The following is a 20,484-nucleotide window of genomic DNA, read 5'->3' on the forward strand; positions in this document are numbered from 1 at the left end:
CAGTCGGCCCTCCGCCAGCAGACTAACAGCCGACGCCGAACTGCGACAGAACGATTGCCAGATCGACATCGTCCACGATTCCGTCGCCGTTGACGTCCTCGTTGAGCGGCCCAGACATGCCGAACGCCGACAGAACCCGCGCCAAGTCGATGTCGTCTACGCATCCGTCGCCGTTCACGTCGCCTAACAGCGGCTCCAGCCAGAATCCGCCCTTCAGCGCAAAGCCGCCGGGCGCCGTCTGCGGATTGACGTTGGCATCGTGCTGTCCTGCCGTGCCGCCGATGGTGAAGCCGCCGCCCGTGCTGAACGTGCCGCCGCCACCGTCAATGGTGTACCATGGCACTCTAGGCCCGAGCGCAACGTCGCAACAAATGGGCGTACGATAGGTCAGTTCCAATTGCCAGCAGAAGAGCGTTCCAGAATCGCCTCCGGCAACGTCTGCTATACGGATCTTCCAATCGCCGTTGGTCGCTTTTCCGTTCAAGCCAGAGAGCGCTTGATCGGGTCGGAAGGTGCCGGCAAAAGGCGCCGAACCGGACGAGATCGGCGTTGCGGCATCGTCGTCAAAGACCGTGAACGTGCCGCTACAGTTGTTTGCGCCAGAGCCAAAGTTATCGCCCGAACCGCCGCGGCGATTACTGAGAACGATCGCCGTGCCGTCCGGATGCACGAGGCTCACGACGAGGTCGCCGTTGAACGTATGATTGAAGCGTACTCGCACGCGGACCTTAGCGACTGCGTGCGCATCGGCAACGTTGATCGTGTGCTCTGTGGTCGTCAAGTCGGGCAGAGGCACCGAGAGGTTGCCGCTGCTGTAGTTCAGCACAGCCGGCGCTCCCAGGTCTCCAAGGCGCAGCGTAAACTGCACGGTTCCAAGGTCGGTGGCTCCGTCCTGAAGCTGGAGCGTTACCGTTACGTTCTGGTCACAGTTCCCATATAGGGCGAAGCTGAACGGCCTGATGGCAGAAGAGCCGATGCCGATGACGCCGTAGTTTTGGCTGGGGGTGATGGGCAGCACGTTGGCGTTGCCTTGCATCGTTGCGACCAAGTTGACGGTTGCCGCGTTGCCGGTGTTTTCCAACGTTATGTTGTATACGACGCCTTCGCCTGGATCGGGATTGTTGTTCCCGGGCAAGCACGATTCAGACATCAGCGAGACTGCTCCAATGCCGATGGCCGGTAGAGCGACCTCGGAACCGTTGTAAACAACAAGGCCGAAGTCCTGATCCAGAGCGCCGCCGACGTTGGGCACGCCGTCGGAGTTGATGTTGGTCGCCTTTACGGTGATGGAGAATGAACCTGTTACGCCAGCGGGCAGAAACACGCTTTCGACGTTGTTTCTGATGTCGGCCGTGCCGCCCGTTACGGAATTGGCTCCGGTGAAGACATTGCCCAGATAGGTTTGGCCGCCGACGGTAACTTCGAGGTCCAGATTGTTGTTGTAGGCCGCGCCGCTGGTGTTTCCGGGCGCGTCCGTCCATGCAAGCGTTACTCGAAACGGCTTCGTGTTGTCTAAGATCGTGCCAGTGAACGTCCTGGTCTGTCCGGTCGCCGTAAACATCTGCGCGCCGACCTGATCCTTCAGCACGCGGCCTGTTCCGTCGAAGGCGCGGCCCATGTCGGTCAACCCCATGCCTTGGCTGTTCGACGGCAGGTTGCCGCCTGCTCCGGTCCCAGTTATGTACCTTGCGGAGTTCATCAGAAATGCTTTGGTCATAGCCGGGCTGGGGGCGGCCAGACTCTGGTTGATGAAGAACTGCCGCACCAATGCCGCTGCGCCCGCGACTGCTGGGCAGGCATGGCTGGTGCCCGAGGAGGCCGTATACCACTGCTGGCCCGCTGGGAAGAAGATACTGCCGACGCCGCCGCAGACGTTACTGCCGTTGTAACAGGGATCGGCTTGTCCGTTTGCAGGCGGATTGGCCACCTGATAGACCCCTCCGGTTACGTGCGTGCCCGGAGCGACGATGTCGGGCTTGATGCGGCCATCCGTGCATGGGCCTCGACTGGAGAAGCCGATGATGTCGTTGAGATTGTCCGCCCCCGAATCGGGGATCGCGCAACCATCGCTCCCGCCGAACGGATGCACGTTTTCGGACGCGCCGACCGTGATGACGTTCTTTCCTGTAGCCGGCGAGCCAATCGTGGTCGAACCGGAACCCGAGTTTCCGGCGGCGAAGACGATCACCATCTCTTGATTGCCGGCGTTAGGCACAGCCGAACCGGCAGGCTGTGCGTCGCGCACTAAAAAGTCATATCTCTGCGCGTTTGTATTGTATGCGCCGCCCACTGCCGCGCCCCAGCTGTTGGTGCTGATTCGCGCGGTATCCCGATAGGCTCGGCTCTGAAGATTTTCAAAGTCAGGGTTTGTAAAGCCGGGGTCAAAAATGACGGACCCGCCTACTTTTACAAACGGACAGACTCCAAGGCCGTACCGAAAGCCAGAAGCGTCGGCATGGGGGAAGCCTGAACTATTGTTGTATCCCGCCACTATAAAGGCGTCGATAGTGCCGTGGCCCGCACAGCCGCGGCCCGTGTGCGATCCGACGGTGCCTTCATTGCGATGGTAGGCCACTCGGCTTGTGCCGGGTCGCACGCCGTTCACGTAAAGGCCAAAGTGGTTGGGCGAGGTGGTCGCGTTGTCGATTCCCTGGTCGGACACATCGACCGTGAAACCCGAGGCCGTAAACTGCGCCTGGGTAAAGCCCTTTGTGCCGAGCCAGGCCAAGTAGCCCGGGCCGGTGGGGACATTGCCCGTGATATTGCCCGAAATGATCTGATTCTGCCGCTCGTCGAGCAACTCTGGCTCGATGTAAGGATGGATCGAAACGACATCGGGGAGCGCGGCGACCTGATCCAGCTCGGCCTTTGACAGGCGAACGGTCAGATTGTAGTACCCCATGCTATGGTCGGAGACGATCGTTTCGCCGCCCAGATGCTTGATCAAAGCATCGCCCGCGTCGTTGCTCTTCTCGTCGCGCACGCGCTGGATTTCGAATGCCTCGACCGGCAATCGTATGGCGTTCGGATGGATTCGGAACTCCTCGTAGAAAGGCGCCTCCCACTGAACGTGCGCCGCGTTGCGCGATTCGGTCTGCAAGGCGCTCAGCGAGGCAAAATCGCCGTAGACGAGGTAGGCGTTTTCTGGGATATAGGCGATGCGTTGCACGCCCCAGCCCTCCAACTGATCGATCCACGCCTGGCGGATCGGTCCGTTAAACTGAATCAGATGCAGCCGCTTGCCGTCGAATCCCTCGATCTGCGATCGGTACTTTTGGCCGCTGGGGATCGTCGTATCGATCTGCTCGACGTTCAGATAAACGACGTTCATGTCGTCGCGAAGCTCGATGCTTGGTCGCCCTATGAGTTGGCGAGCCAGTTCGGTCGAGACCTCGAACAGTTGGAACGAGCCGTAGTCGTCCAACATCCGTCCGCCCGCGTCCAGAATCTCTCGCGAGGCTTCGGGCGTCTTGGACAGAAATTTGTGCTTGTCGCCCGGGCTAAAGTAGCCGTCTATCGGTATTGGCAACGGCTCCGGTTTGTTTGCGTTTCGGCTTGGCGGCTGGGGTTTCTCGGCGACGCCGATCTTTTCGGCAACGGTCGAGAGAGCAACGGCAAGCGGCGCCTTTGGTTCGGTCAGCGATATCGTTCCGACCGATGCGGCGACCGTCGCGATCAATAGTCCCAAAGCGCCGACCCAGCGTCTTTTGTCGGTCATGGCAATTCTCCTTTTGGTCGTATCGATCGTCTACTTGCGAGCCTTGGTCTCGAGGAGTTGCTCGATTAGCTGATAGAGCCGCTCCAGTTCGCCCTTCATCTCGGCGTTTTGACCGCGCAACAGGTCGATCTGCCGCTGTTGCTCCTTGATCGCCTGAACGGTTACGGGGACGATGCGCCCATAGTCGATGGCGACCGCTTTGCCGTTCTCGTCGTAATTGATGATCTCGGGCAGGACTTGCTCGACTTCTTCGATGATGAAGCCCAAGTCCAGCGTGCCGCCGTACTCCTGCTTCCAGCGAAATCGAACGCCTTCGAGCTGCATGACTTTTGCTATTGCGCTCTCGATGGGATGGATTTCCTCTTTCCAGTCGCGAGAGGAGTAGGTCGTCCATTGATTGGCCCGACCCCTTCCATCCGCATTCGCTAGGTTCGGAAGATCGATGCGAAAAGCGGCTGCCGCAAGTCCAATACCCACGCCGACGTAACCGTTTCCGGCCTCGACCGACAGTCGCGGAGTCCCGCCGCCGCTGTTGTCTACCACGGCCCAGCGATTGCCGGCCGAATCGAGACCGAAAAACCACTCTTTTTGAGGGTTGTTCGCTCTCACGCCGGCGAAGCCATTCGCTGTCGTTGTCCTTAGCAACATCCGGACGGGCGCCGTATCGTCCACATGGAGTTTGTCTAAAGGCGAGGCCGCGCCAGTCCCGATTCCCAAGAAACCGTTGGCCATTAGAGACATGATCGGAGTGGTGCCGATTCCCGAGTCGGAATACCATCGGAACGGCCCTCCATTGGTGACAAAACGCATCCAGGAGCTGGCGATTTGCTGGTAAAGCCCCAGGTCTGTGGTGGCGGTTAGCGCCGCGCCGCCTCTCTGGATAACGCCGCTGCCCACATGAATACGACCGTTGACATCTAAGGTTTGAATGGGAGAGGGAGTGCCTATTCCAACCGAGCCGGGATAGTTGACGGTGTTTCCGACCGTCTGCCAAGGTCCGGCCGAATAGAGCGAATAGGGCGCAGCGGTGATCGGCTGGCGCGGCGCGACGATGTTGTAACTGCCGCCTCCGCTGGGCCGAACGGCCAACTGAAGCCACCGAGGAGCGCCCATGAACGGAGCCGCCCCAAAGTTCAGTTCGACCGTAAAGGTGCCCTTGGTCACCGTAACGTTGTTGACGGCAAGGGGTCCGGCGACTATGTTGCCTGCCGTGAGTGCGTCGTATAACCAAAACTGGAAGTCGAAATTACCGTTGGCGAATCCGGTCGAATCCTTCAACTGACCCTGGTAAACCCAGTTTGGACCTTGGGAGTAGAGCGAGCAGACCACGGTAACGGCTGCGAGCAACGACAGAAGTAAGCGTGCATGACGCATCTTGGGCGCCCTCCTTGAGAATCTTGCGAGCCAGTGCCCGCAGTGCGATGAAGGGTTATTCCCCGTTTGAGGCTGAGATTCCTTCCTTGGCCATTGATTTTTTCGCCGAATCCTGGAATATCATCCTTGGAGTCTAGACATGATCTGGTTTCTTGGGCTGCTTTCCGTCTTGTTCGGAGCCGCGGGCTTGGTTTACCGCGATCCGAAGTGCTTGTCGGCTGCGTTCGGATTTGCGATGCTTAGCTTGGCGCCGATGGCCTCCCTGCCTGTCGCCGCGGCGCTAATGGCGACCTGCGCCGCGATGGCCGTCTTTATGGTCGCTTTGGATCGAAAGCCTGTCCGTTCTCTAAGACGCTTCCATCTTGCAGCGTGTAGACCCTATTCGCATACTCCAGCGTCTGAGGATCGTGGGTAACCAATACGACTGCGCCCTCTCCGCGATGAGCGTTGAGCAGTTCGACCACGTGCATTCCGTTCTCTCGATCCAATGATGCGGTCGGCTCATCGGCAAAGATCACGGCCGGATCGTTGATCAGCGCTCTGGCTATGCAAGCTCTTTGCCTCTCGCCGCCCGATAAGGCCGCTGGAAATCGATGCGCTTTGTCGCCCAAACCCAGATCGATCAGGAGTTCCATTGCCTTCGTTCTCGACCGCTTGGCATCCATAGCGGGCGCCAACACGTTCTCCAAGACGTTCAAATAGCCCAAGAGATAGGGCTGTTGGAACACAAAGCCAAAACGGGCTCGGCGCAGAAAGCTCCGCTCGCTGTCGCCCATCTTGGAGTAGTCCGCTCCTTTGAAGGAAATCTGACCGGAAGTTGCAATCTTAAGGCCGCTGAGGAGGTAGAGCAACGAGCTCTTTCCGGAGCCGGACGGCCCCAGTATGCCGATGAATTCGCCGGGATCAATGATCAGGCTCAGATCGTGCACCGCGCGCACGATGCGATCGCCGTCTTGGTAATCCAGCTCTGCCTGATGAGCCACGATCATCAAACGATTTTCCTCTCGACTATGGCCACAGGATCAAATCGCCGGAGCCTCCATGCGATGGTGCCCGCCGCAAAGGCGAGCACGAACACGGGCACAGGCAGCGTATAGAGGTAGGGCATCCACTCATCAGGCTTGAGCACCAAACCGCGGGGTTCCATCGCCCACTCTCGAACAGCGGTCATGACCGCATAGGCCGTTATCGCCCCGGTCGCCCAACCCAGCGTTACGACGACCAAAGTCTCGCCCACCACCCTACGAAGCAGGGCAGCCCGCGTGAATCCGATCGCCTGCAGAAGCCCAAACTCGACGATTCTCTGTTGAAAATAAATGTTGGCCAGCATCCCCATCATTACCGAGAGCATCAGGGCGATCACCACAACGACAATGTTGATGATGAAATAGAGGTTGCGAAACGAGCGATGCGTCTCCTCAACGATCAGGCCATATGTCCAAACTCGGGCGCGTTTGCCCTTGAACTGTTCCTCAAGCCAGCGATCCATCCGCTTCTGATCGCGAGGCGATTCCGCAAAGAGCAGCAGATTGTTCAGCGCCGGATAGAAGTTCTGGTCGACAAACTCGTAAGAGGCCAGCCCGAGCCATACGTCGCCGCTCAAACGACCGACCAGCCTGACAGGTGTCGGCGCAAACTGATCGGGAGTCAGCGGAGAGAGCACGGTGTCGCCCAGTTTTAGTCCCTTGTTGCGCATTACAGGGTCGGAAAGCGCGACGGCGGCCTCGCCCGGCCCTGGGAATCTTCCCTCGGCGAGATTAGTCTTACAGTAGGCGGCCATTTTGGGCATCTCCTCCTGTCTAAGCCCAAAGATGACAAACGGCATCCGGCCAACGATCGTCTGGGCGTTCATCACGCAGACGCTGGTTTCAAAGGTCTCTTTCAGGCCGGGGGCCTGCCTCGCCAGCACGCCCAGTTCGGGCTGCAAATCGCCCGAGCCGCGAGGGGTGATGGCGGCAAAGAATCGGTTATAGTCGTAAATCTTGAGAATCGTGCCGTCGATCGAGCGCAACAGCGCGATCACGCCGGCAATGGTCAGCCCGGCCAAGGCCAGCACGACGATCAGGGGTATCGCTCGACCGGGATTCCGCCGAAGAAAGAGAGAGATCGAGAGGGGATGCCCCTTGATAGGAGGCGGCGTCACAGCGCGCCGATGCGCTCCAGATACTGAACCGAGGCCTCCACGCGCTCCAAAACCTGGGATTCGGTTGGACTTTCGCCTTCGATGCCTTCCAACTCCATGGCGCACGGACCATCGAAGCCTGCCTCGTCCAATATTGTGAAGATGCGTGGAAAATCGACTATCCCATCTCCCAAAGGTGGAAAGTTGAAGTCCCGATAGTTCCCCTCGGTGTCCTTCAGATGCAGGCTGACGACCGCCGGCATCGCTTTGGTCAACTCCTCGCAGGCATCCGCGCTCTTGTTGTAGTAATAGATGTTGGCGGTATCGAAGTTGTAGCGCACGTGCGGCGAGTTAATGGCTTCCAGCGTTTGGAGGGCGATTTCCGCGTTGTGAGCCAGTTCTGGATGGGTCTCTATCGCGATGACAACGCCGTTCGCCCCGGCGATCTCGCCCAACTCGCGCATCTTTTTGATGATTTGATCGCTCTTTTCGTGAAGGCTCAAGAATGCGATCTTTGCGCCAAGCCGTGCAACGGTCTTAAAGGCTTGCTCGGCCTTCTGAGCGTCCCATTCGACGATTTCTCTGGGAAGCATCAGGCTCGAAACTTTCATGTCTGCCTGCTCCAACTTGCTTTTGACGCTCTCTGGGTCGTCGGGCAAGGGCAATTCGACATGCTTGACGCCCAAAGACGGCAAGTGATCCCAGATTCGAGACGGGTAGGGTCCGTAGCTAGCCGCGTTGCAGGAGATGACTCTCATTGATTATAAAGAGGGCGGCTTTCGCCGCCCAATGGATCGTCAGTCGTCCAACAGCCTTCGCGTTCCCCCGTTCAACGCTTTAGGGCCGCCGGTTACCAGTCTGTACACGACCACCGCCGCGAAGGCGATGATGCCGAGCGTGATCAGCGACTTGGCCAGGCTCAGCACAATGCCAAGCAGGCTTAGCGCCAGCTTCACCGCGATAAACGCCACGATGATTGTCAGAACGAGCTTGATCAGATTTCCCATTCTTTTCCCCCTTGTTGCGATCGATCGTTCTCGATCGTCGCAACGATTCTACCCAAAGATGCGGGTCGGGTATATTCGGCTCATGGTGGAGATTGGCGGCGCAAAGTTCGGCGGGGAGCGCTTGGCGCTCATCGCAGGCCCCTGCGTCGCTGAGAGCCTTGACCTGTGCCGTCAGATTGCCGAGACGATGAGGTCGATCTGCGCTCGCTTCGACATTCCTTATGTCTTTAAGGCGTCTTTCGACAAGGCCAATCGCTCGTCCGGAGCCTCGCGCAGGGGACCGGGGATCGACGCCGGGCTGGAGGTTCTCTCGCGCATACGCTCGGAGTTCGATCTGCCCGTTACGACCGACGTGCACGAGCCGTCTCAGTGCGCTCCAGTAGCCGAAGTCGTCGATTTGTTGCAGATACCCGCGTTCTTGTGCCGTCAGACCGATCTGTTGGAAGCCGCGGCCCGTACGGGCAGGGCCGTGAACGTTAAAAAGGGCCAGTTCCTTGCTCCAGAAGATTGCAAAAACATCGTGGTCAAGTTAGAATCGGCGGGCTGCAACCAAATCTTGCTGACCGAGCGCGGCACGACATTCGGATATCGCGCTCTGATCGTGGATATGGCCGGGATACCGGTAATGAGGAGTTTTGGGTGTCCGGTTGTGTTCGACGCCACTCACAGCGCTCAGCGGCCCGGCGCATTGGGCGATCAGACGGGCGGCCATCGAGAATCGATCCCCACCATGGCGAGCGCGGCGGTGGCGGCCGGCGTCGATGCGATCTTTATGGAGGTCCATCCCGACCCGGAAAATGCTTGGAGCGATGCAGCGACCCAATGGCCCTTAGGCCAAGCCGAAGCGCTGCTCAGATCGCTTGTTCGGATAAGGCAGGCCCTTCGGGATTCATAGCGGCATTGTAAACCGCCAGTGCCTTGTCGCCCATCGCCCGGACGGACAACCCTTCTCGCTTTTTGAGTCCGTTGCCTGCCAATTCTCCCCAAAGCGCGTCGTCTGAAAGCAGCCGTTCGATCGCGCTGGCAAAAGGTTCTGTCTCGGCGGGAGTTACGATTCCCGTTACCATGTGCTGCACCGCTTCGGGCGAGCCGCCCTGGTCCGTTACGACGCACGGTAGCCCGGCCGCTTGTGCTTCGTCCAGCGCCATGCCTTGCGATTCGGTGGTCGAGGGAAAGGCGAACAGGTCGCATGCCAATAGAAACTCGGAAACGCGCTCGCGAGGCAACGGCCCCTCAAAAACGACTCGAGAATCGATGCTAAGCCTCGTCGCATGGGCGCGCAGACCGTCCGCTTCTGGCCCGTCGCCCAATAGCCTTAAGCGAAGCTGAGGATATTTAGGAAAAAGCCTGCCGCACGCCTCCATCAGCATGCCGACGTTCTTCTCGCGCGCCAGCCGCCCCACGTAAAGCAGCACGAACTCCCCGTCGTGCGCTCCTATTCGCTTGCGCGCCTCTTCTTTGGTAATGTCCGGAAACGGCAGGACGGCGTTGCGAATGACTGTAACCGGAGTCTTCACGCCATACGAGGTCAGCAATCCTTTGGCCAGTTCGGACGGCGTAACCACCTGCGCGACCCTCGTATAGTATCGCCTTAGGTACTGGCGCAAAGCGGTGCGGGCGACTGCCACCGGAAAGGGGGGCGGCACATAGTGAAGATACTGCTCGTAAAGGGTGTGAAAGGTCGAGACGATAGGGACATGCATACGCCTAGCCCAGCGCATACCGTGAATGCCGGTCGAAAAGGGCGTGTGGGTGTGAACCAGGTCGAATTTGCGCTCGCGCCAATGGTTAAAAAGCTCTCTCGCCACGGGCACAGCCAGCGGGTAGTCGGGTTCGAACGGCGTGTAGACGCTCGGAAAGCGCGCTATGTGGGGGTCCTCGTCTTTGTGATTCTTAAAGGCGGGCGCATAGACCCAGACCTCATGGCCGCGCCTCTCCAACTCCTCCTTTAGAATTCGAATCGAGACGCTGACCCCGTTGACGAACGGGAAGTAGCTTTCCGAAAAGATCGAGATTTTCAATCGGTTGGATTTTTGGGCTTTCGACGACGGCGGGCTTTGCTCGTTTCATTTTCGAGAAAGGCCGCCACGTCGGAGAGGCGAAATCGTCGTTGATTGCCTTCGGTTCTAAAGTGCGGGAGCCAGCCTTTGTCGGTATATCGGCGCACGGACATCGGGCAGACGCCCAAGATTCTTGCGACCTCCTTGAGGCTCAGCACCTGATCGGCGATCCGAGCCAAGAGCATCTCGCGGCTCTCTTCGAATGGGCGTCGGTAGTACCTCTGCGTGGTCGCGTCGTCGTATTGGTCGCCGATCTTGTCGATCTTCTCGGCTAGTTTGGGGAGCAGGGAGTCGGCCGTCTTGGGGCTGGGCGCGGTTTTTGTCGGCTTCGAGCGCTTCTTGCGCGGCTTAACGGGAACGGCAGTCGAAGCGCTGGTCTCGCCCCTTTCTTCTTTCAGTAACGGCACATAATCGAAAAACGGCGGCAGATCGATCGCCACGCGCTGAGTCTCTTGGCGCGGACGGACAATGCGGCGAGGCGCAGGCTCTTGGACGATCGGCTCCTCTATCGGCTCGGCCACCGCCGTTTTCGCCTCTTCTTTGGGCTTCGGATTATTCTCGTCGATGAATTGGCTTTCCAGTTTCTTGAACCAATCGTCCATGCTGATCTGCATTGCAGTCCCCTCCGATAGATCTTAGATGATCAGCATCGCATCCCCAAAACTGAGGAAGCGATACTCGTTGTCCAGCGCGGCCCGATAGGCTCTGCGCAAATTCTCCATGCCGCACAGCGCGCCCACCAAACCCAGCAGCGTCGTGCGCGGCATATGAAAGTTCGTTATCATGCCCTCGACCGCTCGAAATCGGTATCCGGGCAAGATGTAGAGCTTAGTTTCGCCGTCCATTTTCGAAACCCTGCCCGATTCGTCTGCTGCGCTTTCGATCGCTCGGACGCTCGTCGTGCCGACGGCGATCAAGCGGCCTTTGCGCTCGTTGATCGCTTGGGCAGTTGATTCTGGCACGACGAAGCGCTCGCCGTGCATGGGATGTTCTTCGGCCAGATCGGTCTGGATGGGTCGAAAGGTGTCCGCGCTTACTTCCAAGGAGACGGGAGCGAAGCCGATTCCGCCAACTTTGAGCCTTTCGATCAGTTCGGGCGTGAAGTGCAAGCCTGCCGTGGGCGCTGCCGCAGAGCCGGGCGTTTGGGCATAGATCGTCTGGTAGCGGGACGGATCGCTCAATCGCAGGCGAATGTAGGGAGGCAAGGGAGTCTGACCGATCGATTCGAGTTCGCTTTCTCCGCCTAACAGATCGACCAGGCGTTCGCCATGGCCAAGACGATCCCCTATGCAAACCTGCAAACCGTCGCCGCAATCGACCATCGTGCCGGGTTGCAGCCGTCTCCCAGGTTTGACCAGCGCCGTCCATCGTCCGTCTCCTACTGGTCGCAGCAACAGAATCTCGACCTGGCCGCCAGTCGCCTTCCTGCCCAACAATCGCTTGGCCGTTACGCGAGTTTCGTTGACGACCAAAAGGTCGTTTGGATGCAGCAAGTCGGGCAAATCGAAGAATCGCTGGTGCTCGATCGAACCGCCCGATAGGCGAAGAACGAGCAACTTGGAAGCGTCTCGCGGCTCGATCGGCGTCTGCGCGATGCGCTCTTCCGGCAGGCAATAATCGAGTTCGTCGCGTCTCATCGGGCTGTGTTATAATAGCCGATGTCCCCATGACTACCGCTCCGAAGGAACCGCCCAATGCGACCTCGGCGCCGACCAAGTTAGAAGTTCTGTTTGGCGAGACTTTTCGCGCAATGCGCCACTGGGTTTTTCGGCGCTACTGGATCGGCGCGTTCTTCTCCTTCGTCGGCGGTTGGTTTCAACAGGTCGCTCACGGTTGGCTGATCTACGATCTGACGGAATCGAAGTGGCTCTTAGGCTTAGTCGGTTTTGCGAGCGGCCTTCCGATGCTTTTGAGCCCCATCGGCGGCGCGATCGTCGACCGGCTGGACAGAAGAACCGTCCTGATGAGCACCCAGTCTGTCTTGGCCGTGTCCGCAACAACTCTGGGGCTCCTGACTATAACGGGCAACATCCAGTATTGGCACATCCTAACCCTCGCCTTTACCAACGGATGCTTGATGGCTTTAGACGCTCCCGCGAGGCTGTCGCTGGTGTCCGAGTTAGTGCCCAACGAGGATCTGGCAAACGGCATTGCGCTCAATGCGACCGCGTTTCACAGCGCTCGCATTGTCGGGCCGGCTTTGGGCGGCATCCTGTTGCAACAGTTTGGCGCGGGCTGGTGCTTTTTGGCAAACGGCATGAGCTACCTGGCGATCTTGGCCGCGCTCTCGACCATTCCTCTGCCCAAGCGATTGCCCAAGACAAACGGCGGCACGGTGATGCAAGATCTGTCCGAGGGCCTCAATTTTGTGCGCGCCCGGCCCGAGCTGTCCAGCTTGATTCTGCACATCTCGCTGTTGGGCATGTTCGGCTTCTCGTACATGACGCTGATGCCTGTCATGGCGGCAGACGAGCTGAAGGTCTCGGAGCGCGGTCTTGGAGAGCTGTTCTCCAGCATCGGCATCGGCTCGTTGTTCGGTTTGCTGTTGATGGCTCGCCTGGCGCGTGCGGGACTGCAGACGAACATGGTTGTGATCGCCGCCAACCTGTTCGGTCTATTGGTGATCGGTTTCTCTCAAGTCGACTCGCCGATTATTGCAAAAGCCTTGCTGGCTTTCGTTGGGCTGACGGCGGTTACGCAGATGGCCAACACGAACACGATCTTGCAATTGGCCGCTCCGGATCATTTGCGCGGGAGGGTCGTTTCCTTGCACGTCTGGGCGTTGAACGGTCCGGCGCCCTTTGGAGCCGTGATGATCGGCGCCTTTGCAGAGGAGTACGGCGCGCGCTCGGCCATTGCGCTGGGTGGCGCGATCATGGCGATTTCTGGGCTGAGGCTCGCAGTGATGCATCGCAAACTAAGCCGTGTGTCGGATACGGAGACCGCGTGAAACTCCTCCTAGCTGGCTTGGCTTGCCTGATATATGGGGCGGCCTATAGCAAGAACGCAATCCTCTATGTGCCGTCGGCAGACTTCGGGCAGGCTGTAGATTATCGACCGGTCCACTTGGGCGCATCGATCATTCTTCTGAGATCGTCCCTGCCGGATTTTGATGTTGGCAGCGCTCTTTTCCTGGACGATGTCGATCTGTCTCCGTCGCCCTCCTCGCTTGGGCTGTCGGTCGGCTCGCCAGAGAGGATGGTTCTGCGGACGACCGACGACCCCGAGTTCGCCTATGGCGTTCGGTTAGATTTGGAGAGCGCCGTCTCGCTGATAAGGGCTTCTCGGCACGATTGGGTCGTCGTTACCCTCTATGACGTTGCTCGAGCGGAAAGTTATGGAGAGTTATCCATGCCCGGCGCAAAAGCGGAACTGCTGAGAAGGGCATGGGAATCTGTTCGCGAACTGGCCAACCATCTCAGCGAGCATCGAACGGTCTTGATTGCCGAGCATCGAGACGCGCCATTGGCCGTTGCCTTTTTACTCGGCGATGGAACGCTTTCCTCTCCGCGCTTGTCGCCTTCGAACAAACGGCGCAATGGAATCGGGCTGCTGCAAGAGCTTCCCAGGTGGTTTGGCGAAAGCGCATGGAAGCCTGCTACAGTTTCGATCGACATCCAATCCGAGACCGCCAAACTGATTGCAACGGCCGAACGGCGTCGGCTTGGAGGTTGCCTGCCCTTTGTCTGGATCGGCCTCATTGCGCTTTGCCACGGGTTGCTGGCGCTTTCGGCCAAGCGACCTGCGCTCAAACCCAAACTAAAATTTCTACCTTGGATCGCCGTCTTCGCGGCCGCGCTTTCGGTCGGGTCTATGCTTCCTCATGCCGTTCTTGCGGCTCCGCTCTTTGCGCTGCTCGTCGTGTTCTTTGGGAGGGGACTCGGGTCGGCGCCCTTGAGCCTTGGGGTCGCAGGCGGCCTGGGCGCGATGCTCTTGCTATTGGACTCTCTCCTGGACGGAGGATTTCGAAGCGAAGGGCTGTTAGGCTATTCGCTGTTGCACGGCGACCGATTCTACGGCATCGGCAACGAGTACGCGGCGCTCGGGCTGGCATGGACGCTGCTCTTTCTCGCCTCGTGGCTGGATATTGATGGTTTGCCTCTGACCGGCACGGTCGTACTGTTCGGGTTTGCCCTGATCATGGCCGCGACCGGCGCAAACTTAGGGGGATCGGCGGCGGCCCTCTTGACGGCAACGACCTATGGGTCGATGGCAGCCTACTTAGACAGAGATAAGCCTCGAAAAGCGATTCTGCAAATTGCGGGAGTTGCGATTGCCGCTGTCCTTTGCGCCTACCTGGCGTGGAAAGGCGCGCCGCACGTTGCCGAGTTCGCCGCCAGTTCAGATCAGCAAGAAACGATCGCAAGAAAGATGCTGACTAACCTGACCGTGGTCGCTCCCTCGCGCTGGGGGATCTTGTTGCTCTGTGCCTTAGCTGGCATCTTCTGGACACGGCGCGCAGGCCCCGTTGTCATGCACAAGATCAACCTTTGGCCGGTCTGGTGGGTCGCGGGCGGCTCGTGTCTGGTTTTGAACGACTCCGGATTCTTGATGGCCGCCGGCATCGCGTTGATCGCTTGGTGCCGATTCTGCGGCGAGACTTGGAGCGAGGCCATGGTCCGCGCTTCGCGCTCTAACGTCGGATTCTCCCGGCTCTAAGGTAAAATTGCCCCGCAAATTGAAGAACGATAACCAGCGAGGTGTCTTTATGAAGAGTTGGATAATAGTCGGTCTGGCCGCAATCGCCTTGAGCGCCGTTGCTCAGCCAGGAACCGGCGGTCAGCCCGGCGCTCAGCCGCCCGCAGACCAACCGAAACCTGTCATCCCCGATATGCCCAAGACCTCTCCTCCGTTGCCCGACCCTAAAAAGGTCGTAGCGACCGTCAATGGAGCACAGATCACGGCAGAAGAAGTGGCCAGAATGGCGTTTGAATGGGCCGCCGCAGAGATTATCGACGAGATCATCCTCCAAAGATTAGTCGAAGAGGACGCGAAGAAGCTGGGCATCGCCATCGACGACGCCGAGATCGACAAGAAGTACATGGCCTCGCTGGAGAACGCAGCCCGAAACGTGCCCCCGAACATGACGCTGCCCGACTTCTTAAAGCGCAATCGCTTTCCCGCCAGCCGTCTCTATTCTCGCACTCGAACCCAGCATCTGGCTGAGAAGGCGGTCGAACGGCAGCTGAACTTGGACGAGTTCGTACAATACCGCCAGATCGTATTTCGAATTCCTGGCTCAACCCCGGAAGAGCAGAACAACAACGCCGTCGAAGTCGAGAAGAAGGCGAACGAAGTGCACAAGATGCTGACCGATGGATTGGATTTCGGCGAGGCGGCCAAAGTGCATTCAGAAGACCAGTTCTCCAAGGACAAGGGCGGTCTGATGGACTTCCAGCCGATGCAGTTCCTGATGCCCGAGCTCCAAGAGAAGCTTAAGAGCATGAAGCCGGGCGACTTTAGCGCCCCTTACAAGTCGTTGCAAGGCTACATGATCATCAAACTGGAGAAACTAGGCTCGCAGGCGACCCCTGCCGAGATGGAGACGATCAAGCAAACGGGCGTGCGACTAAAGATCGGCGAGTACATTCAAAACCTTCAGAGCACGGCCAAGATCACCAATGAGATCGTCAAGCCGCCGAGCACTGAAGCCGAAGGCGCAAACACGGGAGTTCCGTCGCCTCGAAACCGACCGTAAGAATGGCCAAGCGAACCTTAAACGTCGCGCTTATCGGCTACCAGTTTATGGGAAAGGCGCACAGCAACGCCTACCGGCAAGTCTCGCGCTTCTTTCCCGAATTGAACATCGAACCGCGCCTCAAACTGCTCTGCGGACGCAACGAGGCGCGGGTTCGAGAAGCCGCCGAACGGTTCGGGTTCGAAGAGATCGAAACCGATTGGAAAAGCGCGGTTTCACGTCCAGACATCGATATAGTGGACGTCTCTACTCCGGGCAATCTCCATGCGCCGATAGCGATCGAAGCCGCTCGTCAGGGCAAAATCGTGCTGTGCGAGAAGCCTCTGGCCAACACGCTGTCCGAAGCGCGCGAGATGGTCTCCGCCGTCAATCAGAGCGGAGTCAAGCACGGCGTTTTCTTCAACTATCGCAAGGCGCCCGCCGTCGCGTTGGCCAAGCGACTGATCGAATCGGGGCAGTTAGGCGACATCTACCACTTTCGAGGCACCTATCTGCAGGATTGGATCGTCGATCCCAATTTCCCGCTGGTCTGGAGGCTCGATAAGAGCGTCTCGGGTTCGGGCGCGCACGGCGATCTCAACGCGCACTTGATCGATCTGGCGCAATGGCTGGTCGGCGATATTGCCGAGACCTGCGCGATGATGACGACGTTTATCAAACAAAGGCCAAAACTAGCCGAGATCGATGATCGTTTGGGCGGCAGCGCCAGCCAAGAAAAGGGCGACGTTACCGTGGACGACGCGGCTTGCTTCTTAGCACGGTTCTCCAACGGCGCCATCGGCACGTTCGAGGCCACTCGGTTTGCGCTTGGCCGCAAGAACTACAACCGATTTGAAATCAACGGATCGAAAGGCTCCCTGGCCTTCAACTTAGAGCGCATGAACGAATTGGAGGTCTACTTCGAATCGGACGCGCCGGGCGTCAAGGGATTTAGAACTGTTCAGGCGACCGAGGGCGATCATCCCTATGTCTCCGCATGGTGGCCGGCCGGGCATATCATAGGGTACGAGCACACCTTCACCCATCTGATACGAGACGCGCTCGAAGCCATCGACAAAGGCGAACAGCCTTCGCCCAACTTCAACGACGGCCTGAAGTGTCAGGCTGTGCTCGAAGCCGCCCAAACCTCCGCCAACGAGCGCCGCTGGGTAACGGTTACATGAAAAGTCTCAATCTTCGCGCCATCTTGTTCGGACGCTTTCGTGGCGCAGTAAATGCTGCGGACATTGGCCTTTTGATACTGAGGGTCGGCATGGGCGTCTACATGGCGGTCGGGCACGGATTTGGCAAATTGCCGCCCGTCGAGCGGTTTATCGAAGGCGTCGAGAAGATGGGATTCCCGTTTCCCACGGCCTTCGCATGGTTGGCCGCCGTTACCGAATCGATTTTTGCCATGATGCTGGCGGCAGGGCTGCTCTCTCGGCCGGCGGCGTTCGCGCTGGTCATTAACATGGCGGTAGCGGCCTTTGTCGCCCATGCCGCCGATCCGTTCTTTGCCTCCAATCCGGGCGAACGGTCGAAAGAAATGGCGATGCTCTATCTGATGCCGTTCCTGTGTTTGCTCTTTACAGGTCCGGGCAAGATCAGCCTCGACCGCGTGCTGGCCGGGTCGAAAGCCTAGCGCCTCAGCCCAAAGAACGCCAGCGTCTCGCTCAGGTCGATGTCGTCCACCGTGCCGTCGCCGTTCAAGTCCGAAGGGCATCCACGGCAGTTCTCGCCAAACGCCTCTAACACCATCGCCAGATCGGTATCGTCCACAGTTCGATCTCTGTTGACATCGCCCGGCGGATAGACGGTGAACCAGGACGAGGAGTGCGGAGAGCTCTTGAGAAAGTCCATAAGCAGTTGAGCGACTTTTTGCCTTCCTTGAGGGCTGGGGTGCGTGCCGTCATTATTCAGGTCCAAGCACTCATAGGTCAATCCATCGCTTCGGGGCGTCAAGCCATCCGCCCACAAATACGGCCCCCACGCGATCCACGGCGCCACGGTGTTGTGGTTCAAATCGCCCGCAGTCGGATCGATCTGCCCCGACTGCATCTGCCGCATCTGAGCCTCGATCAGCCACTTGACGGCGAAGCCCGACTCATAAGCATATGGCTCTGGGTTGAGCGTCGTATCGGCATACCCGGCGTAGATACGACTGGAGAAGAAGACCACCCTCGCGTTGGGATACCGCACCTTCAGCGCTCTAGCAATGCTGCCCATTTGTTGCAGCAAATTGAACGCATCGGCATTGCTGTTGGGCAGGCGCACAGTGGGGCCGGCGTTCGCTACCTTGACCCAAAGCGCCTGCACCTGCAGTTCGCTCAAGCCCCGAGGCGTCAAAATCTGATCTCGAACCCGATTGTAGTTCGCGTCGTCCGGCGAATCCCATGTGGCCGCCGTTTGCCCTCCAGCCGCGCCGTTTAAGATGGTCAAACGGTTGTGCCACAGTTCGCTGTCGCCCTGCGCGACCGTCATAAACTGAGAAAATTCTTGCGCCGTGTTGGACATGCCGATGGACAAAAGGACGATCCGACCCTCGGGATGAGGGTTTCCAGAAGCGTCCAACGGACGAACCGACACCGCTCTACCGCGACCTATCCGCGCATGGCCTGCAGGCATGAAGTTCGAGCCGTTGAGATAGAGTCCGCCTGTATACTGTCCCAAGTAGGCGCCTGTGCCCAAGTCGTTGATCGGGATCAATCCGACCGAGGTGCGGGTGCAGTCGGACGGTATCAGCGAAGCCAGCAATAGGCCGCAAATCGCAAGATTCGTCATGCCGATTCAGACGCTCGCATTCGCAAGAAGTTCGCTATCATCTGCTTGCCATGCTCGGTCATGATCGATTCGGGATGAAACTGCACGCCCTCGATCGGCAATCTCTTGTGACGGACGCCCATAATCTCGCCCTGTTCGGTCTTAGCGGTTACGGAAAGGTCGCTTGGCAAAGTCTCCGGCATGAGCAACAGCGAGTGATAGCGAATCGCACTAAACGGGCTGGGCAGACCGTCAAATACGCCTTGCCGATCATGCTCGATCGCGCTGGATTTGCCGTGCATGATCCGGTCGGCGCGCACGATCGTGCCGCCGAATGCAGCGCAAATGCATTGATGGCCCAGGCAGACGCCCAATAGGGGGATGCTTTCCAAAGCTCGAATCAGCTCAACCGAGATGCCCGCTTCGTTCGGAGTGCAGGGCCCTGGCGAGATGAGAATTCTAGACGGTCCGAGCGCGAGTGCCTCCTCGACGCTGATCTCGTCGTTTCGATAGACCTGTGGATCGCCGCCCAACTCGCCGATGTATTGGACGAGGTTGTAAGTGAAACTGTCGTAGTTGTCGATGACCAGGGTCACGGAATCACTCTTCGATCAGTTTGGCCAGGACGCCGGAAAGGCTGCGCGCCATCTGTTGGACCAGAGGCAAAGTCTCGGAGTAGCGCATTCTGGCCGGACCGACCACGCCGATCACGCCGCCTTCTCGCTTTCCAGCCTTGTATCGAGCGACCACCATGCTGCAGTTCTGAAGTTCGGGCACCGGGTTCTCTTCGCCTACCATGACGCTCAGCTCGTTCTCCGGCGTCTGCTCCATGGCGTCATAGACTCTGTGCTTGTCCTGTAGGGCGCCTAGCACCTGTTCCAGCGATTCGAGACTGCGCTGAAACTCGACGTGCTCCATCATTTTCAGAATGCCTTCGTAATACAGTTCGCCTCTTGTAGCGACCCTTGCGGAAGATTGAGCGGCACGAAGAGTTCTGGCAATCGCGTCCTGCAAGAACCGATCTTCGACCACTGGCAGGGATAGCTTCAAAGCAACCACTTCGGCGGCTTGCTGGCCTTCGACCAGTTTGGCAATGGAGGCGTTTAACCGTCTCATCTGTTGCGCGCTAAGAGCCGAGCCTAAATCGACCACATGGCTATCGACGCTGCCATTGTCGAACGCGCACATCATCAGCGCGCGCCCCCTGGTCAACGGGGTTACGACGCACTTCAAAAGTTTCAGGCTCTGGTCTCTTGCGGTCGTCGCCACGGCAGCATAGCGCGTGATGCCAGAGAGCATGCGAAGCGTGGCCGTTACCATCTCCGGCTGGCTCTCCACGGTCTTGGCCAGCCTTCTGGCAATCTGGCGGGCTTCGTCTTCGTTCATCGGCTCGGCTAATCGATCCACATAGTATCGATAGCCTCGATGCGTGGGCGCGCGACCGGCGCTAGTGTGCGGCTGATGCAAATAGCCCATGTCCGAGATGGTCGCCATCTCGTTGCGCACAGTGGCCGGCTTGACGCCAAGCGGATAGCGCTGAAGGAGCGACTCCGAACCAACCGGCTCGGCGGTCTCCACATAATCGTCCACCACAGCCTTCAGAATCGTCTGCTTGCGCGGATCGAGCTCTTCGGCCTGTCGCTGGTCGCCTTTCTTGGTCATGTCTCAGCCTCGATTCTACCTGTTGAATCCCAAGCCGGCATACTGTCAAAATTACAGGGTCTCGCGCAAACCGAATGAACCGTTCGAGCCGGTTCGCGCTTCTA

General features: G+C 58.7%; 18 protein-coding genes. 6 read left to right on the forward strand and 12 right to left on the reverse strand.

The window, feature by feature from the left end; translation table 11 throughout:
- Positions 1–22 precede the first annotated feature (22 nt).
- The 6 genes from HUU60_02870 to HUU60_02895 all read right to left on the reverse strand — a co-directional run bounded on the left by HUU60_02870 (position 23) and on the right by HUU60_02895 (position 8,221).
- Positions 23–3,718 carry a S8 family serine peptidase gene (locus HUU60_02870; protein ID NUL81648.1) on the reverse strand — a complete coding sequence of 1,232 codons (3,696 nt, stop codon included), beginning with the start codon at positions 3,716–3,718 and terminating at the stop codon, positions 23–25.
- 30 nt (positions 3,719–3,748) lie between these two features.
- Complete coding sequence (locus tag HUU60_02875) at positions 3,749–5,092, reverse strand: tail fiber domain-containing protein (GenBank protein NUL81649.1); 1,344 nt, start codon at positions 5,090–5,092, stop codon at positions 3,749–3,751.
- Positions 5,093–5,403: 311 nt separating this feature from the next.
- Positions 5,404–6,081 carry an ATP-binding cassette domain-containing protein gene (locus tag HUU60_02880; GenBank protein NUL81650.1) on the reverse strand — a complete coding sequence of 226 codons (678 nt, stop codon included), beginning with the start codon at positions 6,079–6,081 and terminating at the stop codon, positions 5,404–5,406.
- Positions 6,081–7,235 (reverse strand): ABC transporter permease, encoded by a 1,155-nt coding sequence (locus HUU60_02885; protein NUL81651.1) that lies wholly within the window; start codon positions 7,233–7,235, stop codon positions 6,081–6,083. Before HUU60_02885 ends, HUU60_02880 begins: the two co-directional genes overlap by 1 nt.
- Entirely contained in the window at positions 7,232–7,972 is a 741-nt protein-coding gene (locus tag HUU60_02890) for a sugar phosphate isomerase/epimerase (protein ID NUL81652.1), read from the reverse strand. The genes HUU60_02885 and HUU60_02890 overlap by 4 nt, the downstream gene beginning before the upstream one ends.
- 39 nt (positions 7,973–8,011) lie before the next feature.
- Positions 8,012–8,221: a hypothetical protein gene (locus tag HUU60_02895; GenBank protein NUL81653.1), complete on the reverse strand. Its 210-nt coding sequence runs from the start codon at positions 8,219–8,221 to the stop codon at positions 8,012–8,014.
- A gap of 82 nt (positions 8,222–8,303) precedes the next feature.
- Between HUU60_02895 and kdsA the strand changes: the two genes are divergently transcribed.
- Positions 8,304–9,116 (forward strand): 3-deoxy-8-phosphooctulonate synthase, encoded by an 813-nt coding sequence (gene kdsA / locus HUU60_02900; GenBank protein NUL81654.1) that lies wholly within the window; start codon positions 8,304–8,306, stop codon positions 9,114–9,116.
- On the opposite strand, the gene HUU60_02905 is transcribed toward kdsA, so the two are convergent.
- Genes HUU60_02905 through queA form a run of 3 tightly spaced genes read right to left on the reverse strand, consistent with a single transcriptional unit; the run spans position 9,073 to position 11,918 of the window.
- On the reverse strand, positions 9,073–10,242 hold the full coding sequence (locus HUU60_02905) for a glycosyltransferase (GenBank protein ID NUL81655.1): 1,170 nt from the start codon (positions 10,240–10,242) through the stop codon (positions 9,073–9,075). The genes kdsA and HUU60_02905 overlap by 44 nt on opposite strands.
- Positions 10,239–10,895 (reverse strand): helix-turn-helix domain-containing protein, encoded by a 657-nt coding sequence (locus HUU60_02910; protein ID NUL81656.1) that lies wholly within the window; start codon positions 10,893–10,895, stop codon positions 10,239–10,241. Before HUU60_02910 ends, HUU60_02905 begins: the two co-directional genes overlap by 4 nt.
- Before the next feature lie 21 nt (positions 10,896–10,916).
- A complete protein-coding gene (queA, locus tag HUU60_02915) occupies positions 10,917–11,918 on the reverse strand; it encodes a tRNA preQ1(34) S-adenosylmethionine ribosyltransferase-isomerase QueA (protein ID NUL81657.1) in 1,002 nt (333 codons plus the stop codon).
- Between the two features lie 29 nt (positions 11,919–11,947).
- On the opposite strand from queA, the gene HUU60_02920 reads away from it, so the two are divergent.
- From HUU60_02920 to HUU60_02940, 5 genes are read left to right on the forward strand one after another with little or no spacing between them, the layout of a single operon-like run.
- Positions 11,948–13,231, forward strand: coding sequence for an MFS transporter (locus tag HUU60_02920; GenBank protein NUL81658.1), 1,284 nt, complete (start codon positions 11,948–11,950; stop codon positions 13,229–13,231).
- A complete protein-coding gene (locus HUU60_02925; GenBank protein ID NUL81659.1) occupies positions 13,228–14,940 on the forward strand; it encodes a hypothetical protein in 1,713 nt (570 codons plus the stop codon). Before HUU60_02920 ends, HUU60_02925 begins: the two co-directional genes overlap by 4 nt.
- 49 nt (positions 14,941–14,989) lie before the next feature.
- The gene (locus HUU60_02930) at positions 14,990–15,979 is read left to right on the forward strand and encodes a peptidylprolyl isomerase (GenBank protein ID NUL81660.1); all 990 of its coding nucleotides are present in this window, start codon (positions 14,990–14,992) and stop codon (positions 15,977–15,979) included.
- Between the two features lie 2 nt (positions 15,980–15,981).
- On the forward strand, positions 15,982–17,142 hold the full coding sequence (locus tag HUU60_02935) for a Gfo/Idh/MocA family oxidoreductase (protein NUL81661.1): 1,161 nt from the start codon (positions 15,982–15,984) through the stop codon (positions 17,140–17,142).
- Positions 17,139–17,600 (forward strand): DoxX family protein, encoded by a 462-nt coding sequence (locus HUU60_02940; GenBank protein NUL81662.1) that lies wholly within the window; start codon positions 17,139–17,141, stop codon positions 17,598–17,600. Before HUU60_02935 ends, HUU60_02940 begins: the two co-directional genes overlap by 4 nt.
- Here the strand turns inward: HUU60_02940 and HUU60_02945 are convergent.
- From HUU60_02945 to hrcA, 3 genes are read right to left on the reverse strand one after another with little or no spacing between them, the layout of a single operon-like run.
- A complete protein-coding gene (locus tag HUU60_02945; GenBank protein NUL81663.1) occupies positions 17,597–18,739 on the reverse strand; it encodes a hypothetical protein in 1,143 nt (380 codons plus the stop codon). The genes HUU60_02940 and HUU60_02945 overlap by 4 nt on opposite strands.
- Complete coding sequence (locus HUU60_02950) at positions 18,736–19,314, reverse strand: aminodeoxychorismate/anthranilate synthase component II (GenBank protein NUL81664.1); 579 nt, start codon at positions 19,312–19,314, stop codon at positions 18,736–18,738. Before HUU60_02950 ends, HUU60_02945 begins: the two co-directional genes overlap by 4 nt.
- A gap of 4 nt (positions 19,315–19,318) precedes the next feature.
- On the reverse strand, positions 19,319–20,380 hold the full coding sequence (gene hrcA / locus HUU60_02955) for a heat-inducible transcription repressor HrcA (protein NUL81665.1): 1,062 nt from the start codon (positions 20,378–20,380) through the stop codon (positions 19,319–19,321).
- Positions 20,381–20,484: the final 104 nt, after the last annotated feature.

It is taken from the genome of Armatimonadota bacterium, from assembly GCA_013359125.1.
In the GTDB taxonomy this organism is placed as follows: domain Bacteria; phylum Armatimonadota; class Fimbriimonadia; order Fimbriimonadales; family GBS-DC; genus JABWCR01.